The 23,175-nt window shown below is 40.7% G+C and carries 17 protein-coding genes; 10 read left to right on the top strand and 7 right to left on the bottom strand.

Features of this window, described 5'->3' with window-relative positions; genetic code table 11:
- Nucleotides 1-17: 17 nt before the first annotated feature.
- Nucleotides 18-1,136, bottom strand: coding sequence for a DNA-processing protein DprA (dprA, locus tag OK025_RS03910; RefSeq protein WP_317668401.1), 1,119 nt, complete (start codon nt 1,134-1,136; stop codon nt 18-20).
- A gap of 261 nt (nt 1,137-1,397) precedes the next feature.
- On the opposite strand from dprA, the gene OK025_RS03905 reads away from it, so the two are divergent.
- Together OK025_RS03905 and OK025_RS03900 are read left to right on the top strand one after the other, a co-directional pair.
- On the top strand, nt 1,398-1,631 hold the full coding sequence (locus OK025_RS03905; protein ID WP_293905108.1) for a hypothetical protein: 234 nt from the start codon (nt 1,398-1,400) through the stop codon (nt 1,629-1,631).
- 76 nt (nt 1,632-1,707) lie between these two features.
- Complete coding sequence (locus OK025_RS03900; RefSeq protein ID WP_317668400.1) at nt 1,708-1,989, top strand: hypothetical protein; 282 nt, start codon at nt 1,708-1,710, stop codon at nt 1,987-1,989.
- Nucleotides 1,990-2,297: 308 nt separating this feature from the next.
- Here the strand turns inward: OK025_RS03900 and rsmG are convergent, their stop codons facing one another.
- On the bottom strand, nt 2,298-2,933 hold the full coding sequence (gene rsmG / locus OK025_RS03895; protein WP_317668399.1) for a 16S rRNA (guanine(527)-N(7))-methyltransferase RsmG: 636 nt from the start codon (nt 2,931-2,933) through the stop codon (nt 2,298-2,300).
- Between the two features lie 22 nt (nt 2,934-2,955).
- The gene (locus tag OK025_RS03890; protein ID WP_317668398.1) at nt 2,956-4,098 is read right to left on the bottom strand and encodes a glycosyltransferase; all 1,143 of its coding nucleotides are present in this window, start codon (nt 4,096-4,098) and stop codon (nt 2,956-2,958) included.
- A 277-nt stretch (nt 4,099-4,375) separates the two neighbouring features.
- On the opposite strand from OK025_RS03890, the gene tgt reads away from it, so the two are divergent.
- The 3 genes from tgt to OK025_RS03875 all read left to right on the top strand — a co-directional run bounded on the left by tgt (nt 4,376) and on the right by OK025_RS03875 (nt 7,614).
- Complete coding sequence (gene tgt, locus OK025_RS03885; RefSeq protein WP_075991063.1) at nt 4,376-5,506, top strand: tRNA guanosine(34) transglycosylase Tgt; 1,131 nt, start codon at nt 4,376-4,378, stop codon at nt 5,504-5,506.
- Between the two features lie 23 nt (nt 5,507-5,529).
- Nucleotides 5,530-6,606, top strand: a complete 1,077-nt coding sequence (locus OK025_RS03880) for an LptF/LptG family permease (RefSeq protein ID WP_411567696.1) — start codon at nt 5,530-5,532, stop codon at nt 6,604-6,606.
- 96 nt (nt 6,607-6,702) lie between these two features.
- A complete protein-coding gene (locus OK025_RS03875) occupies nt 6,703-7,614 on the top strand; it encodes a DMT family transporter (RefSeq protein WP_317668396.1) in 912 nt (303 codons plus the stop codon).
- 50 nt (nt 7,615-7,664) lie between these two features.
- Here the strand turns inward: OK025_RS03875 and OK025_RS03870 are convergent, their stop codons facing one another.
- Complete coding sequence (locus tag OK025_RS03870) at nt 7,665-10,706, bottom strand: VIT domain-containing protein (RefSeq protein ID WP_317668395.1); 3,042 nt, start codon at nt 10,704-10,706, stop codon at nt 7,665-7,667.
- A gap of 339 nt (nt 10,707-11,045) precedes the next feature.
- Here OK025_RS03870 and OK025_RS03865 point away from each other — a divergent pair, with 339 nt between their 5' ends.
- The gene (locus OK025_RS03865) at nt 11,046-12,338 is read left to right on the top strand and encodes an esterase-like activity of phytase family protein (protein ID WP_317668394.1); all 1,293 of its coding nucleotides are present in this window, start codon (nt 11,046-11,048) and stop codon (nt 12,336-12,338) included.
- Nucleotides 12,339-12,491: 153 nt separating this feature from the next.
- Here the strand turns inward: OK025_RS03865 and OK025_RS03860 are convergent, their stop codons facing one another.
- A complete protein-coding gene (locus OK025_RS03860; RefSeq protein WP_317668393.1) occupies nt 12,492-13,952 on the bottom strand; it encodes a glutamate synthase subunit beta in 1,461 nt (486 codons plus the stop codon).
- A 17-nt stretch (nt 13,953-13,969) separates the two neighbouring features.
- Nucleotides 13,970-18,484 (bottom strand): glutamate synthase large subunit, encoded by a 4,515-nt coding sequence (gltB, locus tag OK025_RS03855; RefSeq protein ID WP_317668392.1) that lies wholly within the window; start codon nt 18,482-18,484, stop codon nt 13,970-13,972.
- 306 nt (nt 18,485-18,790) lie between these two features.
- On the opposite strand from gltB, the gene OK025_RS03850 reads away from it, so the two are divergent.
- The 3 genes from OK025_RS03850 (at nt 18,791) to OK025_RS03840 (ending at nt 22,102) form a co-directional block, all read left to right on the top strand.
- Nucleotides 18,791-19,888, top strand: coding sequence for a dipeptide epimerase (locus OK025_RS03850; RefSeq protein WP_317668391.1), 1,098 nt, complete (start codon nt 18,791-18,793; stop codon nt 19,886-19,888).
- Between the two features lie 480 nt (nt 19,889-20,368).
- Entirely contained in the window at nt 20,369-21,349 is a 981-nt protein-coding gene (locus tag OK025_RS03845; protein ID WP_046674101.1) for a deoxyhypusine synthase family protein, read from the top strand.
- Between the two features lie 90 nt (nt 21,350-21,439).
- Nucleotides 21,440-22,102 (top strand): hypothetical protein, encoded by a 663-nt coding sequence (locus tag OK025_RS03840; RefSeq protein ID WP_317668390.1) that lies wholly within the window; start codon nt 21,440-21,442, stop codon nt 22,100-22,102.
- Nucleotides 22,103-22,174: 72 nt separating this feature from the next.
- Here OK025_RS03840 and OK025_RS03835 read toward each other — a convergent pair whose 3' ends face one another.
- On the bottom strand, nt 22,175-22,375 hold the full coding sequence (locus OK025_RS03835) for a hypothetical protein (RefSeq protein WP_293956387.1): 201 nt from the start codon (nt 22,373-22,375) through the stop codon (nt 22,175-22,177).
- Nucleotides 22,376-22,541: 166 nt separating this feature from the next.
- Here OK025_RS03835 and OK025_RS03830 point away from each other — a divergent pair, with 166 nt between their 5' ends.
- Complete coding sequence (locus tag OK025_RS03830) at nt 22,542-23,117, top strand: non-canonical purine NTP diphosphatase (protein ID WP_317668389.1); 576 nt, start codon at nt 22,542-22,544, stop codon at nt 23,115-23,117.
- Nucleotides 23,118-23,175 lie beyond the last annotated feature (58 nt).

Below are 23,175 nucleotides of genomic sequence, written 5' to 3'. Positions count from 1 at the left end.
TGGTCCTTTGACAAGATTTAATTTTTTTGAACTTCGGCCAGTCCGACTGTTCTATATCGTTTACCGGGCAGGGCGTGAATGAATGACTGCATTTCGAGCTCCAATAGGATCAGTGCCAATTTACTTTGTGGCCATTTTGTAAGTTCAATCATGTGGTCTATTTCTAATTGTCCTTTTTGCTGAATGAGTGTGAAAAGGAGTTGCTGGTCTTTCGTCAGCGTTAACGGAAGGCTAAGCTGTTGGTCAACGGTTTTTGTGCTGATTTCCCAATTCATGAGGTATTCGAGATCCTGAAGCCCTCGAATCATATGAGCACGGTTGGTTTTGATGAGGTAGTTGGTGCCTTCGGAACTTTTTTCATAAATGGAGCCGGGGAAGGCACATACATCACGGTTGTAGCTGTTGGCTATTTCTGCAGTAATTAAAGCACCACCTTTAATGGCCGCCTCCACGACAATGGTGACATCTGCCATTCCTGCTATGATGCGATTACGCATGGGGAAGTTACTGCGTTCGGGTAAAGTGTTGGATGTGAACTCCGTCAGTAGACCGCCATGGTCTACCATTCTTGCGGCAAGCTCACGATGGGAATTTGGATAGATTCGATCTAAGCCATGTCCAAGTACGGCAACGGTAGACAGATTATTTTTTAGCGCATTGCGATGTGCTAGTGCGTCAATTCCATATGCGAGACCACTAACGATTAAGGTGTCTTTGGATTCATGCATCGCCTCCAGCAAATCTTCACATATTTTCTGACCATAGTGGGTGGCATGCCTTGTGCCAACGATACTAATTACCTTTGTTTTGTTAAGGGGCTGATTTCCCTTATAATATAAAACGATAGGGGCATCTTCACATTGCCGAAGCCGATGGGGATAATTTTCGTCTTCCAAAAACAGTGCTTGTATTTGGTGTTTTTCTATAAAGGCGAGTTCTTTTTCGCAGGCTGGCATATAACTTTTATTGGATATTGCTTCTGCTATCGACTCTCGTATCCCAAGGACTTGCATCAAATCTTTTTTTGAATAGGTGAACAAGTCTGCTAACTTGTAACCTTTTTCAAGGATGTTACGCGCTGTTCTAGGGCCAATGCCCTTGATTTTTGTCAAAGCTATGGGATAAATTAGTTTCATAATTGGGTTTATTTAAAGATAAGAAAAATATAACTAGCTGTCGTACTTTTTGTTAGAATTGCTCTCGGACGCTGTAGTTTTAATAGAATCAGCCAACCCCATTGAGCAGATATATGCTCTTTGTTGAAAAGCTTATGTATTGCTGTTGAATCCAGCAGAATTCCTATGGCCTGGATGATACACTATGAGACGAAATGTTGGCCTATTTTAGAAAGAAAGAGGAGGAATTGGTAACTTTGATTGATTAATGATATTTTAACTATGGAAATGAAAGAACCTTTTGATATCGAATTGGGGGATGTAGTTTATTCTGTTTTCCCTGAGGAAGAAGATACATATGTTATTTTTAAAGATGGCGTAGAATACGTAAAGATTATTAAAGACAATGATACAAACTGGCTGAAACTGAATCCAGAAACGGAGCTTCCTATGTTCGGTATGGATGAGGAAATTAATCTAATTGGCCTAGAAATTAAAAAAGAGTTAGGTCTTTAGCTTGTTTTAGTTAAAGATAGTTAAAGCCTTTTTAACTTTATTTATAGTTGGTTATTTTAGTTTATCAATTATAAATATGGTACGTATTGGCTTTCTATCTTTATTGTTTTTCTGTGTCTACTTTTCATTTTATCGGCCGGGACTTTTTGCCTATCCAGCGGAATATTACCATGAGGATACCATTGGGAAAAAAGGAAGTCCAAAAGATACTTTACGTTTGGATACTGTTTCGATCAAACGCAAATCAGCGGGGGATAAATGGGAAGAAAAAAAGGGGGAGTATAAGTCGATCTTTTTCTGGGGCGATACGAAAAATATGGTGACCTTGCCTCACCAGGGGGAATTGCTGTCAATCTGAACAAGCTTTACAATAAATTCAGTCGAAAGGGACGAAATTCGAGAAAGCTTCAGCGTCAGTTTGAAAAAGAATATCAGCAGGATCTGATTCGCGAGGAATGGTATCCATTGACACAGGAATACAGTAAGTTGTCGGGAGATTCGTTGCGTAAATTTAGGATATATTATGAGCCTTCCTTAAAATGGCTTCGTGAGAATGATCGTTATGAGAAGATTGCTTATATCCATAAGTGTTTAACAAACTACCTCGATTCTGTAGACATTATCCATAGGCGACTTCAGTTTCCTATGGGTAATGCCAAACTTTAATTACATCGGTACGTAGACCAGATATTTTGTATCAAAGAAATCTTCTTTAAAGTAATCTGAAAGCGGGTGTAATTCTGCTTTGAGCTTAGATTCTTTGATCTCTTCGGTGAGATCTCCGCCTTTCAAGTAAAGAATTCCATTAGGAATCCCGTTTTTATCTTTTTTTGCGAATTTATTCTGTATCCACGGCGTAAATTCGCCAAGTCTTGTCACGGCACGTGATATGACAAAATCATATTTGTCGTCGAGTTGTTCTGCGCGAATATGATCTGCTTCAACATTCTGGAGACCGAGTCCAGCTGCAACTTCACGTACGACCTTAATTTTTTTGCCGATAGAATCGACCAAATGGAATTTGACTTCAGGAAACATAATGGCCATTGGGATACCTGGAAAGCCTCCTCCGGTCCCCACATCCAAAATTTGTGTTCCTGGCGCGAGCTCTTGGACAAATTTGGCAATACCTAGCGAGTGTAACACATGGTGCAGGTAGAGGCTATCGATGTCTTTACGCGAAATGACATTGATTTGGCTATTCCAAAATGTATAGAGGTCGGCAAGTTTTGCAAACTGTTCTTTTTGAATATCCGTTAATTTTGGAAAATAGTTATAGATGATATCAACTGTTGGATTCAAAGCTTCGTATTTTAAAAGTAAATTATTTCCAGCTTATTTTTTTCTTTTTTCTGCTGAAGATGCCATTGATGCAAATATAGAAATAGTAGATGAAGTCTACCAAAGGCAGCCACCAAATCAGTTCCTTTACTTCTAGTTTTTTATAGATGTTGGCAAATATTATCCATTGTGCAATTAGCCTTAGGAGGTAGGCTGTAACAGGAACATACCAGTACATTGGAAAGGCAATTGCTGTTGCGATAAGTGCTATGTAAAAGCAGACTGCCGATACCAGCTGGGTGCCCAGCATGCGCTGATGTCGCTTTTTGTAAATAGTAGAGGCGCCTGAGTGTCTTGCTTTTTGCTTGTAATAGCTCTTCCAGGTCGCTTTGGGTTCTGAATAGACAATGGATTCGGCTGCCAGTGCAATATTAACGTTGGTCGGATTTGCATTTTGGTTGACAAAAAGATCATCATCGCCCGATTTAATATGCATATGGGCAGCGAATCCTTTGTTACGAAAGAAAAGGTCTTTTTTGTAAGCCATGTTACGCCCTACTCCCATATAGGCATCTCCCTTTAATGCATAGGAGAAGTAACTCATGGCGGTATGGCTGGTTTCAAATCGAATCAATAAATTTAGTAAGCTTTTTTTCTTAAAATAGGGAGAATAGCCCAGTACAATTTCTGTTTCTGGTCTGAAAGCTGCTGCAATTTCTTTGAGCCATTGATCAGATTGTGGCGCACAATCCGCATCGGTAAACACCAGTGTCTGGTGCTTTGATGCTTTGATCCCCATACTGACTGCAAACTTTTTACCATGTTTCAAGCGAATATGCTCTTTGATATCCACAATTTTTAAATGGGGATATTTTGCTTCAAACTCATGCAATATCCAAGGCGTATTGTCTGTCGAGAAGTCATTGACAACAATTACTTCAAAATTGGGATAGTCTTGATTCAGTATACTTGGGAGGAATTCAGGAATATTATCCTGTTCATTGTGTGCACAAATAATAACGGATAGCGGTGGGAATTCAGTTCCTTCTTGTACAGGTTCAAGTTGATAACTAGTCAATTTACTATATACAAATAAGATGTAGTACAATTGTATCAATAGGAAAAGACCCAATACTCCGAAAGCAATATATGGAAGATTGGCCAAAAATACGTGAAGGTCAAGCATAGCTCACAAAGATAAGTGCTTTCCGCAACTTTTTTATAGGGGAAAAATGATAATTTATTTTTGAAACATCCTGTTTGCAAATCTTTTTATAGTATTTTTGCAACGTATTCTAGGGATGAATCCGAGCTTGGGTGGAAATTAGGAAAGCTATAACGACTTTTTAAGTTTCAACTAGTTGAAAATGAGTTTTTAATTTTTTTTACTCAAATTGCCGATAGCGCCATATCCATGGCAAATCATCCTTTAAAATAGAAATAGTCTCAGAGGAAAAATATTAATGAAATTTACGCTACAAGCACAAGATAAGTTGTCAAAAGCACGTGCAGGTGTTGTCGAAACTGCACACGGTCCCATTCAAACACCTATTTTTATGCCTGTTGGTACGGCAGGTACAGTGAAAGCAATTCATCAACATGAATTGAAGAACGATATTGAAGCACAGATTATTCTGGGTAATACGTACCACCTCTATTTACGTCCAGGGTTGAATGTATTGAATAAGGCGGGCGGATTGCATAAATTTAATGGTTGGGATCGACCTATTTTAACGGATTCTGGTGGTTATCAGGTGTATTCGTTGACGGAAGTACGTAAGATCAAAGAAGAAGGGGTTACCTTTCGTTCCCATATCGATGGATCAAAACATCTATTTACACCGGAAAATGTAATGGATACGCAGCGTATTATCGGTGCAGACATCATTATGGCATTTGATGAGTGTACGCCTTATCCATGTGATTATGGGTATGCACGTCGTTCTTTGGATATGACCCATCGTTGGCTGAAACGTTGTGTGGATCGTTTCGATAGCACAGATCCACTTTATGGATATGATCAGACTTTGTTTCCCATCGTTCAAGGATCTGTTTACAAAGATTTGAGGATAAAATCTGCGGAGACTATTGCTTCGTTTAACCGCGAAGGAAATGCGATTGGTGGATTATCGGTAGGCGAGCCTGCGGAAGAAATGTATGCTATGACCGAAGTTGTCTGTGATATCTTACCACATGACAAGCCACGTTATCTCATGGGGGTGGGAACACCGGTAAATATTCTTGAAAATATTGCCTTAGGGGTGGATATGTTCGATTGCGTTATGCCAACCCGTAATGCTAGAAATGGCATGCTTTTCACACAAAATGGTATTATCAATATCAAAAATGAAAAGTGGAAAGACGATTTTTCTCCAATAGAAGCGGAGAGTGATCTGCATGCGGATCAATTTTATTCGAAGGCTTATCTAAGGCATTTGATTAAGTCGCAGGAAATTCTTGGGGCACAAATTGCTTCTTTACATAATTTACATTTTTACCTTTGGTTGGTTAATCAGGCTAGGGAGCGAATCATTGATGGAACGTTCTACGATTGGAAAAACAAAATGGTGAAAATATTGGATCAACGTTTGTAGAACTAAAGCTCAACTAAAAAATGCTGTCGTTAATCGATCGTTACATTATCAAAAAGTATCTAAGTACTTTTTTATTCACTATGGCCATATTTACTGTTGTCATGGTGGTTTTTGACGTGTCCGAACGATTGGATGATTTTTTAAAATATCATGCTCCTCTCGATAAGATTATTTTTGAGTATTATGCTGGATTTATTCCTTTTTACCTAAATTTTCTTTGTCCGCTGATCAACTTTATTGCGGTTATTTTCTTTACATCGAAGATGGCGGACCAAACTGAAATTGTCCCGATTCTAAGCGCCGGGTATAGCTTCAACCGTTTGCTTCGTCCTTACATGATCGCTGCAACTTTAATCTTTATCGTTTCTCTGGTATTCAATATTTTTATTATTCCAAATACCAATAAGATGAAGGTTGATTTTGAAAATATCTATGTAAAACCACCCAAAGACAACTCGAGGGTTTCTACCCACATGCAGTTGGACAAAAACAGCTATGTTTATATAGATAATTTTGATAATACAACCAAAACTGGATACGGCTTTGTCCTTGAAATTTTTAAAGGGGATACCCTCAAGGAAAAAATGATGGCCGACCGTATTACCTGGGACTCGGTGGCCACAAAGTGGAAGATCGAAGGGTATACCAATCGTATTATCAATGGACTACATGAACGCATGGACAAAGGTGCCGTTAAAGACACAACCTTGGATATGAAACCTTCGGATTTTGAGGTACGTGATAATATGTTTACAGCCATGGATACACGCGAATTAAATATTCGTATCCATAAGGAGGAGATCAGAGGAACCGGAGTCATGAACGATTTATTACTTGAGAAATACAAACGTTATGTGTATCCATTTTCAGCTTTTGTACTGACCTTGATGGGCGTGGCTCTGTCATCCAAGAAAGTGCGTGGGGGAATAGGATTGAGTCTTGGTATCGGTATCGCGCTAAGTTTTACGTACATCGTCTTTATACAGTTTGCAAACATGTTTTCTTTGAAAGGGGGACTGCCACCGTTGATAGCCGTATTAATTCCGAATGTTACCTTCTTAATCGTAGCAATATACCTGGCGATAAAAGCGCCAAAATAATTTTTTGTTCAGTTTTCAATAAATCAGTGAGCTTGCCTTATAAAGGGAAATAATAGGTATTGCTCATCATTTCTATATACATCTATTCTAGCGAATATGACTAAAATTAAATTAAATCGGAATATTCTAATTCTGCATTTAACAATACTTATTTGGGGATTTACCGGAATTTTGGGTAGCTTGATTTCCGTATCTGCTCTTCATTTAGTGTGGTATCGTGTTGCCATAGCGTCTATCGCGCTGTTGATCTATTTCTTGCTAACCAAACAATCGATTGTAGTTTCGCGGAAACAATTTCTTCAATTTTTTATGGTGGGGGCTGTTGTTGGACTGCATTGGGTATTATTTTTTTATTCGATCAAAGTATCTACGGTATCAGTGACATTGGTTACGCTATCCTCTGTGACTTTATTTACGGCAATATTGGAGCCTATTGTGAATAAAAAGCGCATTGCGCTGTTGGATATTGTTGTTGGTATGGTAATTATTATCGGTATTTATACCATCTTTTCTTTTGAAACACATTACCTCATTGGTCTGTTGGCGGGACTTGGGTGTGCGTTTTGCGCGAGTATATTTTCAATCGCCAACGCGCGTATGGTTAAAAAATCGAGCCCAACCCTGATTACGTTCTATGAGATGATGGGAGCATGCTTCTGGATCAGTATATTGATGTTGTTTACAGGAGAGTTCAATGCTGAAATGCGCTTGGGACAGCAAGATTTAATCTATCTTTTGTTGTTAGGGGTTGTTTGTACTGCTGTGGCCTATGTCATGGGCGTTGCCGTCATGAAGGAGTTGTCAGCCTTTACCGTTGCGCTGACAACCAACCTGGAGCCTGTTTACGGTATTCTATTGGCGATGTTGATCTTTGGACAGAAGGAGACCATGAGCGGCGGCTTTTATCTTGGAGCCTGTATTGTTCTGGGGGCTGTATTCACTTACCCTTATGTAAAGACCAAATTGGAAAATAGACAAAAAGATCTTATCGTCCGGAAATTGCATTAAACAAAATAGGCAAGTCAAATGACTGGCTTGCCTACTTCGTTGACTATAGGTTATTGAAATGAAAACTCGCCAATCCCCACACTGCGTTCTTTATTGCGGTCCAGATAGATCGTAACAATTTTTCGTTCCTGCTTTCCACTGCTATAGTAGGTATATATTTCAGCCATGACCGCTGCTGGACCTGCAAGGGTCAGGGAACCATCGTTAAAGAAATCAACTTCAATTTTGTATTTTCCCTTCAATGCTTTTTTCAATAAAAACTGTTCAGGGCCATAGCCGCCAGTAAAGTCATTGCTGAGCCTTCCTCCAATGGCTGTGGCAGGATTACTATAAAAGCATTTTTCTTGATTTGGATCAGTTACCCAAAGGTCGATATCCGTGTTTTGTGAATTCCAGTTGATGACAACTCGAATGTCAACCGGTAGGTCTGCAATCAATTTTTTGTCCACTCCTAGGGTAGAGCCTGCCGATTTGTTTGTCTTAATGAGATTATTGATTTCCATAACCAATGTTTCTTCAATACCGTCATCGCGGTCGGCAGCTTCCGGGGAGTAGCTCTGGGTCAAAATCCCATATAATTGTTCTAGTGCTTCCTTGAACATACCTTTGTCTTGTAATGCAAGGGCATAATCACGGTGGCTTTGTGGATCCATTGGACGCCATTTTAATACCTTAGCTGTAATGAACAGTGCATTGTCGTAATCTCCCCATTCCCGTAACTTATAGGAGATGGTTTTGTAGAGATCTGCATTTTCAATTTGTAAGTCTGCGAGTGCACTTAAGATGAGTAAGGCTTTGTCTCGATCTCCTCTTTTGAAAAAGAAGTTTGCGACATCAAAATAAAAAGTTGGCGTTCCCATATACTGATTCCGAAGTTGGAGATAGCTTTTGTAAGGATCTTTGGATTGAATAAGGTCCTGTAAATAAGCTTGGTCTTCTTTAATTTCGGGGATGCTGATTTTTCCACGTATGTTGTTCATGGTGCTTGGCGTTTGTAGGCCAGCTACACGTCCTTCTAAGGATTGAAAAACAGCGAATTCCTGAAGAACGTCCTCAGATGCGGCCGCCCTCGCCAGTTCGCCGGTTGTTGCATGGGCAGTGCTTGCATTGCCGGTTGCCGAGATGCTTTTCGCTGAGGTTCCGTCAGATGAACGCGATTCTAAGACTAGTGTAGGAGCTGCAGGACTAGCTGCGGGACGCGACGGACTGGGTGTAACTGGAGCAACACCGGTAGCCATCTCTTCAGCAACGGCAGGTTCTGGAATTCGAATCAATTTTTTACGCTCTGGATATTTCTTTTTTTGCTGAAAATCGGTATTCCACCAGGACCGAAGCTGTTTGGTAATGTCTTGAGCCTGATCCAACAAGTCTGCTACACGTTCTTCCTTTGCTATACGTTCTTCTTTTATGAGCCGATTAAATTCGGAAAGCAATTCGGCAGGTGGAGTTATTGCATAACGTATGTAATCTTCTGCAGTTTCCAGTACAATTAAGCTGGTATTTCGGGTAACAATACCGAACTGTTTACCAAGGGTTTCAATTTCTTCACGATTGTCTTCGTACTGAAGATCCAGCGCTTCAATTTTCTTTTGTGCCCAGATTTGCTGTAGATCAATTTCACCATGGTCAGGTTGCAGCGCTATACTAATTTCTTGTGGTGCTTGCTGCCCATCTCCTACAAGTACTGTGAGCTGCTTCAGTCCTGGACGTTTCCCTATGCCTGCGATAGAAAAATTGGTTTGTATCGGGGCGCCTTTTTGAGGATAAACTTCCTCAAAATCATTTTTTTCTTTTATCCCAAGGTAAATAAGGTCTATTGTATTTAGATTATGATACGCTTCAGTTATTGAGGTATTGACTAAATTGATCATCTTTCCAATATGTTTCTGGGCGATTTGTTTTAGGACACCATAGTCCGATCCACTGGATGAAGTAATGCAATAGACTGGATTGTCAAGGCTCATTTTACTTTGACCGAATGTAGAAAGTCCGTCGCTAAACAGCAGGTAATTGCTGGCCTGTATTACACCGGCCTTTATTTGGCTATAATCTGTACCGCCATCGTAATCAATTCCTTTGATGTAGTTTTTGAGATCATTCCAATTACCTTGATTTACCTGAAACGTATGCCCTTTTACAAAGCGGATGTCCAATAAGCCCAGATCAACAGTCATATTGGGGTTTTCTTTAAAGAAAAGATCCAATAACGCGAGTTCCTTTTCGATATTTCTATTTTTACTGCTGAGCGAACGGTCCCATATAATTCCAATGCTGTGCCCCCATTTTTTCTCAGCAGGTTTTACGGAGTTGACGCTTGCATTGGCAAGAAAATAAAAGGTATTGTCATTATTTGCCTGAAATAGACCTAATGTTTCCCTGTTGTCTGTCGGCAGTTGAATGGCTAAATTTCGCTGGGATTTAAACTGTTGTTTATGTAAAGAAGCTGAATAATTTTTATTTTGTTGTGAGAATGCCAAAGAACCATCTGGTTTTTCTGTGAAATCTGGCTTATGTGTATCCTGAAAGACATGAATATCCAAGGCGAAATTTTCAATGGGGGACGTATAGTTTAAGGGTAGATGGTAGTAACGAGCCTGATCGGATGCTGTTGTCAGATTTTCCGAATAGCTGATCTGAACGGTGCGCTTCCCATTCGCTGGTAATGGGTAAATTCGAGTTCGAAAATTATTTCCCTCGACTTTTTCCAATAGTCCTGGATCGACCCTACGTGTTTCTATACTTTCAAATACTTCGGTACCTTTATTTTTATCGACTGGAACTGCCTGGCGTAATTTACCGTTGATATCTAGGGCGTAGCCGCTCACGGAGACGCCTTCCGGCATAGGGAATGTCAGTTCGCCCTCGAGATCGCGATTGGTCTTATTGTCGAAGATCATTGTCATCGTCGTTTTGGCAATATTTCCAAAGATGACGACATCTACTTTGAGATCTGCCAACATCACCTTGTTTTGCTGGCCATTGTCATTTTTAATTTTTAAGCTGGGTATTTCGCGTGTAGTTCTGATCTGAGATTTCGTATCCACATTGGAAAATACCAAAATTATGAAAAGGGCAATTATGATTTTTTTCATCTTTCTATGTTTAGTAGGTGAGGTCCGTGAATACATCGATGGTTCGCGGCACAATTAGCTGTTATTTTTTTAGTGATGCACGAAAATTCAAAATTCCATAACCGCGGGTATTTAATTTTTATAGGGTGCTTTTTGCGATAGATGCAGTTTATTTAAACTTATGTTAATGATTGGCTAATATCTGGCAATTATGTTTGCATCAGTATTCGGACAGCCGGCCAAGCATAGATCGTTTAGATTAACCGTACTGTTTTATCAGGCATGCAAGGTTAGAGGAATAAAATTTGGTTATTCGAATAAACCTGAACAGCAGTAAGCATTATTTAAAAATTTGAACAGATGAAAAAAATATACAGTGTACTGGGGATGGCCCTATTGTGTGCTTCATGTAGTAAAGATGATGTGTCGCAGATTATTGACCCGATTGTGGAATTGACCTATCCCCAAAAGGCAATAGCAACAGATCCAAAAGTATTAAGTGATATTAATGGTGTAAAAGTGTATAATGGAGGCTATGGGTCATCGATGGTTCAAGATCCTACTGATAAATCCATATTTTATCTTTTAACTGATCGGGGACCGAATATTGATGGAACTGAAAGTGATAGCAAAGTATTTGCTACTCCAGCATTTGCACCACAGATCGGTAAATTTAGGTTAAAGGATAATACGCTGACATTGGAGTCTGTTATCGAATTAAAAAATAAAGATGGCGTGAAATTGAATGGTCTGCCAAATCCTGAAGGAAAGGGTGGTTCTGGGGAAAAAGCATTGGGGGTTGATGGTAAAGATCTAGGGAAAAGTGAGGATGGAATCGATTCCGAGGGACTAGCAAGGGCTGCGGATGGTACTTGGTGGGTCAGTGACGAATATGGACCACATATTGTTCACTTTGACGTTTCGGGAAAAGAAATCGAACGGATTAATCCTTGGTCTACGGGCAAAAAGTTGCCTTTGGTATTTGCCAAACGTCGTCCTAATCGCGGAATGGAAGGATTGACGCTTACACCAGACGGTAAAACACTGGTCGGAATCATGCAATTTCCACTGTATAATCCATCTAAAGATGCGATTAAAAATTCGTTGGCAATCCGTATTGTTACGCTGGATATTGCGAGCGGCGTCACGAAACAATATGTCTATATGATGGAGCGTACCGATTTGCAGGCTGTGAGTGAAATCGCTGCCGTGAGCAATTCAACATTTATTGTCTTGGAACGTGATGGGGAATACGCGACAGAAGCAACTCGTTCTACTGTATTTAAGAGAATTTATAAAATAGATCTTTCTGGCGCAACAGATATCTCAGATGCGAATAATACCGCAAACGGGAAATTATTTGACGGTAAAACTGTCGAGGAACTCAAAGACGCGGCTACATTGGCTAAATATAATATTAAACCAGTCAATAAAACGTTGGTTGCCGATTTAATGACTGACATCAAGGAATTGTATCCGCATGATAAAGCAGAAGGCTTGGCTGTTATTAATCCATCCCTGATTGCGGTATGTAATGATGATGATTTTGGGGTAACCGGAAAAGGTTTCTATGAGTCGAAAATATTGCCTTACATAAAGACTGTAGATAAAAACAGCATTTATTTTGTTAAGCTTAAGGACCCATTGAAATAGGGACTAATTACTGATCATAAAAAATGTCCGTTGAATTCTCAACGGACATTTTTTATGATTTTATACTTTCCAAGCTTTTGTCCTTATTGCTAAAGATTAAACGGTGGCTTGGCGTATCATTAGTATGACCTCTCTGTTGAGCGCGGCCTACTTTTAAGCATTTATTGTGGTCAGGAAGTCTTTGCTTTCAAGCTCTGAATAACCCATTAGGTATTCATCGACTTTTCGAGCACATTCGCGTCCTTCGGAGATGGCCCAAACAACAAGCGATTGGCCTTTACGGCAGTCTCCGGCAGTGAAGATATTATCAATTGTCGTTTGGTAGTCTTTGTCATTTGCGAGGATATTTCCCTTTTCATCTACACGAACACCTAACTGTTCTAAGAGCGTATGTTCAGTATGTTGATAACCAATAGCCAGTAATACGAGGTCTGCCGGTATTTCACGGATCTCGGATTCTCCTAAGCGGGTTCTTTTTCCAAATTCATCAACTTCGTATTGAACTTCCTTGATTTTTACTCCCTTAATATGACCATTTTCGTCTTGGACAAATTCCTGGGTTTCTGTAGCCCAAAGTCTTTCACAGCCTTCTTCTTGGGAAGAGGAGGTTCCGAATGTGAGCTTGTCCATCGGCCAAGGATTGTTCTTTAGGCGATGTTTAGATGGTGTAGGTTTGCGGGCAATCTGTGTAATACTTTTTGCACGATGACGATTGGATGTACCAATACAGTCTGATCCGGTATCACCGTCACCGATGACAACAACATGTTTGTCTGTTGCCAAGATGCGGTCTTGTTCGATAGCTATTCCGCTTACTTCTTTATTCTGTTGGGTCAAAAAGTCTATAGCGAAATGTATTCCTTTAGCTTCATGTCCCGGCAATTGCATATGCCAAGGAACGGTTGAGCCGGTGGCCAATATAACTGCATCATAAGCTTTTAATTCATAAAAGCTGATATCTTTGCCAACTTCTGTATTAACCTTGAATTCTATTCCCGATTCTTTCATGAGATTGACACGGCGATCGATCACCGATTTTTCTAATTTAAAATCCGGAATACCGTAGCGGAGTAAACCTCCAACCTGGTCATCACGTTCGAAGACGATAACATCGTGTCCAGCCTTATTGAGCTGAGCGGCAGCCGCTAGTCCTGCTGGACCAGAGCCCACGACAGCGACGCGTTTGCCTGTTTTTAAATAGCTTTTATGTGCTTTGACATAGCCTTTTTTGAATGCGATCTCAATAATATGTTTCTCAATCTCTTCAATAGTAATCGGACTGCTATGTATACCTAATACACATGCCGATTCGCAAGGTGCCGGACATATCCTGCCTGTAAATTCGGGGAAGTTATTGGTGGAGGACAAAATCTGATAGGCCTCTTCCCATTTTCCATCGTATACGGCATCGTTAAATTCAGGGATAACATTGCCCAGTGGGCAACCTGAATGGCAAAATGGAATGCCGCAATCCATACAGCGTGCAGCTTGCTTATTGAGCTCATTCTCTGAATATCCTTTATTGAATTCCTTAAAGTGCTTTACGCGACCTTCCACAGCTTCTTTTGTCGGAAGCACGCGCTCAAATTCTTTAAAACCTGTAATTTTTCCCATGATCTGTGCTTCCTATATTATGCTTCCACTAATTTTTGACGAATGACATTTTTGTATTCTCTAGGGAATACCTTAATGAATTTATTTTTTTCTCTTGACCAGTTTTGCAGGATGAAATCTGCTCTGCGGCTATTGGTAAGCAAAATATGACGTTTCAGCAAAGCGATAATTGCGGTTTCGTCTTCACTTTCCAATGGATCCAGATCAACCATTTCCTGATTACAGTTTTCGCGGAAATCTTCGTTAATGTCGTAGATCCATGCGATACCACCGCTCATTCCGGCAGCAAAGTTACGACCCGTTGCCCCTAAGATCAGTGCACGACCTCCAGTCATGTACTCACAGCCATGGTCACCAACACCCTCAACTACAGCTGTTGCACCTGAGTTACGTACAGCGAAGCGTTCGCCGGCCTGTCCGTTGACGAATAGATGGCCGGATGTTGCTCCAAATAGTGCAACGTTGCCGATAATGATATTATCTTCCGGTACGAGAGCACTTTCTGCAACTGGATAGATTGCTAGCTGAGCTCCTGATAGCCCTTTTCCAACATAATCATTGGCTTCACCTTGTAATTCAAATGAAAGACCCTTTGTTGAAAATGCACCGAAACTTTGTCCGGCCGAACCTTCAAATTTGAAATTGATGGTATTATCAGGCAGGCCTTCAGAACCGTAGAGTTTTGAAATTTCATTGGATAACATTGTTCCGATCGTACGGTCTGTATTTTTGACCTTAAATGTGCCAAACACAGGAGTTTTGCTCTCAAGAGCTAATTTAGACTGTTTTAATAAGCCCCAATCCAAGATCATGGCCATACCGTGATCCTGCTCTTCGGTATTGTATAACGATTGTCCAGGCTCGTTGCGTTCCACGTGCAAGATGTCGGTAAAGTCAATTTTCTTTGCTTTCCAATGATCTATATTTTCGCGTTTTTTCAAGAATTGAGCTCTTCCCACCATTTCGTTGATGGTGCGGAAGCCTAGATAAGCCATTGTTTCACGGACCTCCTCTGCGAGGAAGGTAAATAAGTTGACAATATCTTCTGGTTTTCCAGAGAATAATTTACGCAGTTCTGGATCTTGGGTTGCAACACCTACAGGACATGTATTAAGATGGCATTTACGCATCATGATACAGCCGCCGGCAACCAATGCTGCTGTCGATACGCCCCATTCCTCAGCACCCAATAGTGTAGCGATGATGATGTCGCGACCTGTTTTTACCTGGCCGTCCGCTTGTAAAACGACGCGACTGCGCAATTTGTTTTTAACAAGTGTCTGATGCGCTTCTGCAAGGCCTAATTCCCAAGGTAGTCCGGCGTGTTTAATTGAACTGATTGGAGATGCACCTGTACCACCATCAAAACCTGCAATAAGAATGACGTCGGCATGGGCTTTTGCAACTCCGGCAGCAATGGTACCAACACCAGCTTTAGAGACCAATTTTACGTTGATTCTTGCTTGACGGTTAGCATTTTTTAGGTCAAAGATCAGCTGGGCTAAATCTTCGATGGAGTAAATATCGTGATGGGGTGGTGGTGAAATCAGACCGACACCCGGTGTCGAGTGTCTGGTTTTTGCAATCCAGGCATCCACTTTGGGACCCGGTAATTGACCTCCTTCTCCCGGTTTGGCACCTTGGGCCATTTTTATTTGTAGTTCGTCCGCTTGTGTCAGATAATTGGACGTGACACCAAAACGGGCCGAGGCAACCTGTTTAATTGCCGAGCGCATCGAATCTCCATTTGGAAGCGGTTGATAACGCAATTCATCTTCTCCACCTTCACCGGTGTTCGATTTTGCACCGATGCGGTTCATAGCGATGGCAAGGGTACTATGCGCTTCGTGGGAAATTGACCCAAAGGACATCGCCCCGGTTGCGAAACGTTTTAGAATTTCACTAGCAGGTTCTACTTGCTCCAACGGAATAGAGTTGCGATGTTTTGCAAAGTCCAACAATCCACGAAGGGTAAACATATGTTCCTTCTGCTCGTTGATTTTCTGTGCATATTTTTTATAGGTTGCGTAGTCTCCTGTGCGACAGGCCTGTTGCAATAGGTGAATCGTGTCGGGATTCCAAAGGTGGCCTTCACCGCGGCGTTTCCATTGGTAAATACCGCCTTCTGGCAATAGATTTTGCGGTGTGCGGCTTTTTTCAAATCCACGCCAGTGTTTTGAGAGGGCTTCTTTGGCAAGATCATCTAATGTCATGCCACCGATACGTGAGACTGCTCCACAGAAAAATTTATCGACGACAGATTTGTCGATGCCAAGTACCTCGAAGATCTGTGCTCCGTGGTAGGATTGCAATGTGGAGATCCCCATTTTGGAGAAAATTTTCAACAAGCCATTATTGACAGCCTTGACGTAGTTTTTCGATAATTCTGGCCAAGTGAGCTCTGTATCTAAGGTATTTTGTTCCTTCATCGTACGGATGCTCGCCAATGCCATATAAGGGTTGATCGCAGTGGCACCGAATGCTAATAGGCAGGCAAAATGGTGTACTTCCCAAGCATCACCTGCTTCGACCACGAGACCTACAGCGCCACGGTTACCTGTTTTGATCAAGTGGTGATGGACGGCCGAAACAGCAAGTAATGAAGGTATAGCTGCGTGTTTAGAGTCAATCGCACGATCTGAAAGAATTAAGACTTCAAAACCATCACGTACGGCATCATCCGCATAGCGGCACAAACGTTCCAGACCTGCTTCCAATGATCCAGGTTTACCATCCGAGCGGAAATAAGACTGAATGGTTTTTGCTTGGAATAATCCTGTATCGATCGAACGCAATTTCTCCAGTTCTTTGGAGGTCAAGATTGGATGCGGCAAAGTCACACAGTGACAGAATTTCTTGTCTTCGATCAGGATATTGCCTGCATTACCGATGAATGTTGCTAAACTCATGACCAAGCGTTCACGAATCGGATCGATTGGTGGGTTGGTTACTTGAGCAAAAAATTGCTTAAAGTAACTTGAGATATGTTGTGGTTGATCGGAAAGAATAGCCAGCGGAACATCGGACCCCATTGAACCTGTCGGTTCGTACCCTGTCAATGCCATTGGGGTCAGGATGGTTTCCAGATCCTCGCGGGAGAAACCAAATGTCTTTTGATATTTGAAAACGGAATCTTTGGAAAGATAGGTGTAGGTTACACGAGGTTCTTCCAGTTCTTCCAGTTTGATTTTGTAATTGTCCAACCAATCGCTGTAGGGCTGCTGGTTGATCAGCTGATCTTTTACTTCTTTATCGGTAAGAATACGTCCCTGTTCCATGTCGACAAGAAAAATCTTGCCTGCTTGTTGGCGGCCTTTTTTGATGATGGTAGACTCCTCGATCGGAAGCGCTCCCGCTTCAGAAGCAACAACGACGCGGTCGTCTGAGGTTACGGCATAACGAAGAGGACGTAAACCGTTGCGGTCTAGTGTAGCACCAATATGTTTACCATCGGTGAAGCAGAGTGCTGCAGGACCATCCCAAGGCTCCATCAACGTCGCGTGGTATTCGTAGAAAGCACGTTTTAAAGGATCCATTTGTGTATTGCCATCCCAAGCTTCAGGGACCAACATCAACATAACATGGGTGAGGCTACGACCACTGTGTAAAAGAAGTTCCGCTACATTGTCGAGGCAGGCCGAATCGGACTGACCACGGTCAACGATTGGAAGTAAGATTTCCATCTCTTCTTCCGTAAAATAGGGCGATGATAAAGCGCGCATACCTGCATAAAACCAATTCAGGTTACCTGTCAACGTGTTGATCTCGCCATTGTGTGCCAGCATGCGGAATGGCTGTGCGAGGGACCATGAAGGGAAGGTATTGGTGGAAAAGCGCGAGTGAACTAAGCCAAAAGCAGATACCACACGAGGATCGCGTAAGTCAAGATAATAAGTTCCGACCTGGTATGTTGTTAATTGACCTTTGTAAATAATTGTTTTGCAAGAAAGCGATGCAAAGTAAAGCGGGAGAGGATATTCTTGTTGTTGTTTAACTTTTTGAATGATCAGGCGACGTAGTACAAAAAGTTTGCGTTCAAATTCTTCAGTGTTTGAAACGCCGTCCGGTCTGCTGACAAAAAATTGGACAATTTCAGGTTCTGCACTGAGCGCTGTTGGTCCAATACCTTCACGATTGACTGGTACTGGACGGTAGCCAAGGAATTTCATACCCCTTTCTGCTGCCGCTTCCTCAATCAAGTCCCGACATATTTTGTTCATGTCTTCTTCTTTAGGAAGAAAGACCATACCTGTGCCATAATAACCTGGCTCCTCCAGTTGTATACCCAAGTTGATACATTCTTCCCATAAAAATTCATGGGGAAGCTGGATCATGATACCTGCTCCGTCACCGCTTTCTGGGTCACAGCCACAAGCACCGCGGTGTTCCATATTTTCCAACATGGTCAATGCATCCTTGACTTGTGCGTGTGATTTATTTCCTTTGATATGGGCGACAAAGCCTACCCCACAGGCGTCATGCTCAAAATTAGGGTCGTAAAGGCCCTCCGTTTTCGGTCTCTGTTCGATCATCTTTCCTTTTCAAATAATTATGATTGCTAATATAGGAATAAAAATCGTAAATATTATAAATATTATAATGAAAATGTATTTAATTTGATTTTATCATTTCTTTTAATAGGTTTTGTTGCTGATATTGTATTTGGTATTCGTGACTGTTAATACAGTTTGATGCGTAGCTGAATAATGCATCATTTGGCAATATTTTTTGTGGAATATGGAAAAAGCATCCCAAGAATGCGAGAATATATATAAATTAGGCAAAGTATTGCATATCCTTTTATGCTGTATCGACATGACTTAACTAAAGAGAATGAGATGAAAATAACTGAAATTGAAATTTATCGATTAAGCATTCCTATGGAACCTTTTGTCATTGCGACAGGGACAATGGACTATGCGCAAAATACTTTTATACGTATATATACCGATGCCAATATATATGGTGTGGGCGAATGTTCTGCCTTTCCGATGATCGTTGGAGAAACACAAGATACTTGCTTAGTTCTGGCAAGAGATTTTGCAAAGATCTGGAAGGGGCGCGATCCTTTGGCCATAGAAGAGCGTTTGGCTGAATTGGATTTGTATATTGCCGGTAACAAAACGATCAAATCGGCTTTTGATATGGCCTTGTATGATTTGGCCGCCAAGCATGCTGGTCTACCGCTTTATCAGTTTCTAAAGGGAACGAAACGAGAGATTACGACAGATATCACTTTAGGAATTGCATCTCCGGAAGAGATGGTGCTGAAGGCAAAGCGTTTACAGGACGAAGGTGCGGTTATGTTGAAAGTTAAACTGGGGAAGGATCCAAAAACGGATATTGCGCGTATCCGTGAAATACGTAAGGCTGTTGGATTCGAAATGCCTATTCGTGTGGATGCAAATCAAGGCTGGTCTTATGCGGGGGCAATAGAAGCTTTGCAGGGGCTGGAACCTTTTAAGATACAATTTTGTGAACAACCAATGCGTACCTGGGATGACGAATATTTACCCCAATTGCGCACAGAAACTATAGTTCCCGTGATGGCAGATGAATCTGTTTATTCTCACCATGACGCAGAGCGTCTCTGTAAAGCTGATGCTTGCGATTATATCAATATTAAATTTTCGAAATCAGGAGGTATTCAAGAGGCCTTAAAAATAAATCATATTGCCGCGGAATACGGCATTACTTGTATGATAGGAGGAATGCTGGAATCTCGCTTGGCTTTGGCTGCTAAGGTACATTTCGCGTATGCTGCCCCAAATGTCAAGTTTTTTGATCTGGACACATGTATGGTTGGCCATCTGGAAGATCCTGTTATCGGTGGTATTCAATATGACGGATACAAAATACATATCTCAGACCAAATTGGAATCGGGGCAGATATAGACCAAACTTTTTTAGATCAATGCGAGAAATGGATCATTTAAATTGGGAAAAAAATTATGAATAGTATGAACTGGGGAATAGGGACACAAGAGATTATTGTCCTGATTATTATCGTTATCTTTTTGATAGCGGCCTATTTGTTTTTCTATAAGTTGTTGAAAAAATAGGTTTTAGATTCTTTTTTTTGATTGAATATCTTCTGCTAACTTATTTTTCAGTTTTATAACTTAATCGGGTACTTCAACGAGTAACCTGAGAAATCCGCTGCAAAGAAATAGTATAAATCTTCACTATGATTTTGCTGGGGAAGACATTTGGTGTATATAAAAAGCAAAAGATCAAACAGACTTCGATCGAGGAAGAAGCGTCACGTTTATAATCGCAGCCTAGGAATACCATTTTTTTTACATTTGTTAAAAAAAAATGTGGTCTATACGCGTTTTGAATCTCTATTGGGACGAAAATAGATTATATTCAGTACCTTTGCGATACTTATTATTTTATAAAAGTTAGAAAATATCATGAGTACTCAAAAAGGACCTATTTCTCAATTTATTGAGCATAATTACCGTCACTTTAACGCAGCTGCATTAGTAGATGCTGCAAAAGGTTACGAGGAACATCTATTGGATGGTGGAAAAATGTTGATCTCTTTGGGAGGTGCAATGTCTACTGCTGAATTGGGTGTTTCTTTGGCAGAAATGATCCGTCAAGATAAAGTACACTTTATTTCTTGTACTGGTGCTAATTTGGAAGAGGATGTGATGAACCTTGTGGCACACTCACACTACAAAAGAATCCCGAATTATAGAGATTTGACAGCTGAGCAAGAAAGAGAGTTATTGGATAACCACTATAATCGTGTTACAGATACTTGTATTCCGGAAGAGGAAGCTTTCCGTCGTTTGCAGAAACATCTTGAAGATGTTTGGCATGCTGCTGAGGCTAAAGGTGAGCGTTACTTACCACATGAGTTTCTTTATCAGGTTGTTAACTCTGGTGTGTTGGAGCAATATTATGAAATCGACCCAAAAGATTCTTGGATTGTTGCTGCTGCTGAGAAAAATTTACCGATTGTATGTCCAGGATGGGAAGATTCAACGACGGGTAATATCTTTGCTTCCAATGTGATCAAAGGAAAATTGAAAGCGAGTACGGTTAAATCTGGTATTGAGTACATGATTTACTTGACAGAGTGGTACCGTAACAACTCAGCAGGTAAAGGTGTTGGATTTTTCCAAATCGCAGGTGGTATTTCTGGTGACTTCCCAATCTGTGTAGTTCCGATGATGTATCAAGATCTTGAATGGGAAGAAGTACCTTTCTGGGCTTATTTCTGTCAAATTTCGGATTCAACAACTTCGTATGGTTCTTATTCTGGTGCTGTTCCAAACGAGAAAATCACTTGGGGCAAATTAGATATTGATACGCCTAAATTTATCGTAGAATCTGATGCGACGATCGTTGCGCCATTAATCTTCTCCTATATCTTAGGTCATTAATCTTTTTGACATACAGAAAGGAGCGATTCTTCGCTCCTTTTTCTTTTCCCTTTTCTTCTTTATCTTTACTGTCTAATATTTCTTTTCCCGATGAGCAATCTTACAACAGATAATCCCGTTGCACTTCAGACCTTAATGGATGAAACAATCTTTGGAAATGGTTTTGATTTTCAAGCAGATCTGTCTCCACATCCTATGCAGGAGGAGAACGGTGCTCATGCGCAAGTAGCTGTTGTACAAGCATCATCGGAAATGAAGGATACCTCGTATGTGGCCGTGGGCTTAGGTGCAGAGAAAGCCGCTGTAGCTATTGAGTCCGGCAGGGGCGGCGATACTGTTAACCATCTGGAGGTATTGGGTGGTGAGTTTATATATCAGGGAAATAAGGATCAAGGAGTACTTTTTATTTTGCGTTACGAGCAATACCCTTACTTTTCTCCCGCCGCATTAGACGCTTTTGAAAAAACAATTGGTGCTTTGAAATTGACCAAAGAGACCGTTGCGGTACTCAATTTGGCAAATCCCCATAACCCGAATGATTTTAAGCGTATTATGCAGTTTTTCCAACCAACTAAGATTATATTGTTGGGTGTGGAACCCGCGTCTTTGAAACTTCCATTTATTGAACATAATTCCTACATGAAAGGCCGTATTGCGACGGTTTTTAATACGTTCAGTTTTGAAGAGATGTTTGTTGATGTGAATAAAAAGAAGCTGTTCTGGAATGAATTTAAGACCTTTATTGTTTCTTGATTTTTTTATCAGAAACTTGTTATGAATAAAATTGGGATTTAAGAGGGAATGTGAGCTCCTAAACCCCATCTATTATTTAATCTTCTTTGTTATTAATTTGGCAAGGGACTTTGCAGTTTTAGCGTAACCCTCGGCTATTCTGTCATTAGTATTGGGTATCCCGACGAAATCAAAATCTCCAGAAAGAACTTTCATTTTTTGTGCAAATGTACTGCATGGCGACACCATCACTAAGGTCAGCAGTAGATAAACTGCTAAAGAAAACTTTTTCATTATTTTTATTGGGTTAATAGTTGCCAAATATAAGTTTTATTACAGAATATATATATCGTAATGCTTATTTTTGAGGTGTAACTTCATGGAAAAATCGTAGCCCACTGCAGAGTGAGGAGCACGGTCGATAAAGCGAAATAACAAACAAAAACTAAATTTCAAGAAGATGCTAGAACTAGTGTTTGCAACCAATAATACCCATAAACTAGAAGAGGTCCAAGCGATCGTGGGGAGTGCTTTTATCATTAAGAGCTTAAATGATATTGACTGTAACGATGATATTCCAGAGACGGGAGTGACCTTTGAAGAAAATGCCCAGCAGAAAACGGACTATTTGGTGAACAAATATGGTCTTTACTGTTTTGGAGATGATTCAGGCTTGGAAATTGATGCATTAAATGGCGAGCCTGGAGTTTATTCAGCACGTTATTCCGGATCGAGGGATATGGAAAAGAATATTGATCTTGTCCTGAAAAATTTAGGCGATAACCCCAATCGTACAGCGCGATTCAAAACAGTTATTTCACTATATTTGAATGAGCAGCAGCACTTTTTTGAAGGAAGTATAGAGGGGAAAATTATTGAAGAGCGTAGGGGTATTGATGGTTTTGGTTATGATCCCATTTTTATTCCGAATGGCTATGATAAAACTTTTGCGGAGATGACTGCCCTGGAAAAAAACAGCATAAGCCATCGCGCGATTGCTGTCGGTAAACTTGCTGAATACCTAAAAACAAAATAGGTTATATTAAGGAACCCATTTGGGTTGTAAAATAGAAATTTCCATTTATCTGAGGTAG

It is taken from the genome of Sphingobacterium sp. UGAL515B_05, from assembly GCF_033097525.1.
Taxonomy (GTDB): Bacteria; Bacteroidota; Bacteroidia; order Sphingobacteriales; family Sphingobacteriaceae; genus Sphingobacterium.
This window is presented reverse-complemented; position numbering and strand designations above follow the sequence as displayed.

Excerpts from the sequence above, each read along its gene's own strand:
- dprA (WP_317668401.1), bottom strand. The coding sequence starts at position 1,136 with ATGAAACTAATTTATCCCATAGCTTTGACAAAAATCAAGGGCATTGGC.
- OK025_RS03905 (WP_293905108.1), top strand. The coding sequence starts at position 1,398 with ATGGAAATGAAAGAACCTTTTGATATCGAATTGGGGGATGTAGTTTAT.
- OK025_RS03900 (WP_317668400.1), top strand. The coding sequence starts at position 1,708 with ATGGTACGTATTGGCTTTCTATCTTTATTGTTTTTCTGTGTCTACTTT.
- OK025_RS03890 (WP_317668398.1), bottom strand. The coding sequence starts at position 4,098 with ATGCTTGACCTTCACGTATTTTTGGCCAATCTTCCATATATTGCTTTC.
- tgt (WP_075991063.1), top strand. The coding sequence starts at position 4,376 with ATGAAATTTACGCTACAAGCACAAGATAAGTTGTCAAAAGCACGTGCA.
- OK025_RS03875 (WP_317668396.1), top strand. The coding sequence starts at position 6,703 with ATGACTAAAATTAAATTAAATCGGAATATTCTAATTCTGCATTTAACA.
- OK025_RS03870 (WP_317668395.1), bottom strand. The coding sequence starts at position 10,706 with ATGAAAAAAATCATAATTGCCCTTTTCATAATTTTGGTATTTTCCAAT.
- OK025_RS03865 (WP_317668394.1), top strand. The coding sequence starts at position 11,046 with ATGAAAAAAATATACAGTGTACTGGGGATGGCCCTATTGTGTGCTTCA.
- OK025_RS03860 (WP_317668393.1), bottom strand. The coding sequence starts at position 13,952 with ATGGGAAAAATTACAGGTTTTAAAGAATTTGAGCGCGTGCTTCCGACA.
- gltB (WP_317668392.1), bottom strand. The coding sequence starts at position 18,484 with ATGATCGAACAGAGACCGAAAACGGAGGGCCTTTACGACCCTAATTTT.
- OK025_RS03850 (WP_317668391.1), top strand. The coding sequence starts at position 18,791 with ATGAAAATAACTGAAATTGAAATTTATCGATTAAGCATTCCTATGGAA.
- OK025_RS03845 (WP_046674101.1), top strand. The coding sequence starts at position 20,369 with ATGAGTACTCAAAAAGGACCTATTTCTCAATTTATTGAGCATAATTAC.
- OK025_RS03840 (WP_317668390.1), top strand. The coding sequence starts at position 21,440 with ATGAGCAATCTTACAACAGATAATCCCGTTGCACTTCAGACCTTAATG.
- OK025_RS03835 (WP_293956387.1), bottom strand. The coding sequence starts at position 22,375 with ATGAAAAAGTTTTCTTTAGCAGTTTATCTACTGCTGACCTTAGTGATG.
- OK025_RS03830 (WP_317668389.1), top strand. The coding sequence starts at position 22,542 with ATGCTAGAACTAGTGTTTGCAACCAATAATACCCATAAACTAGAAGAG.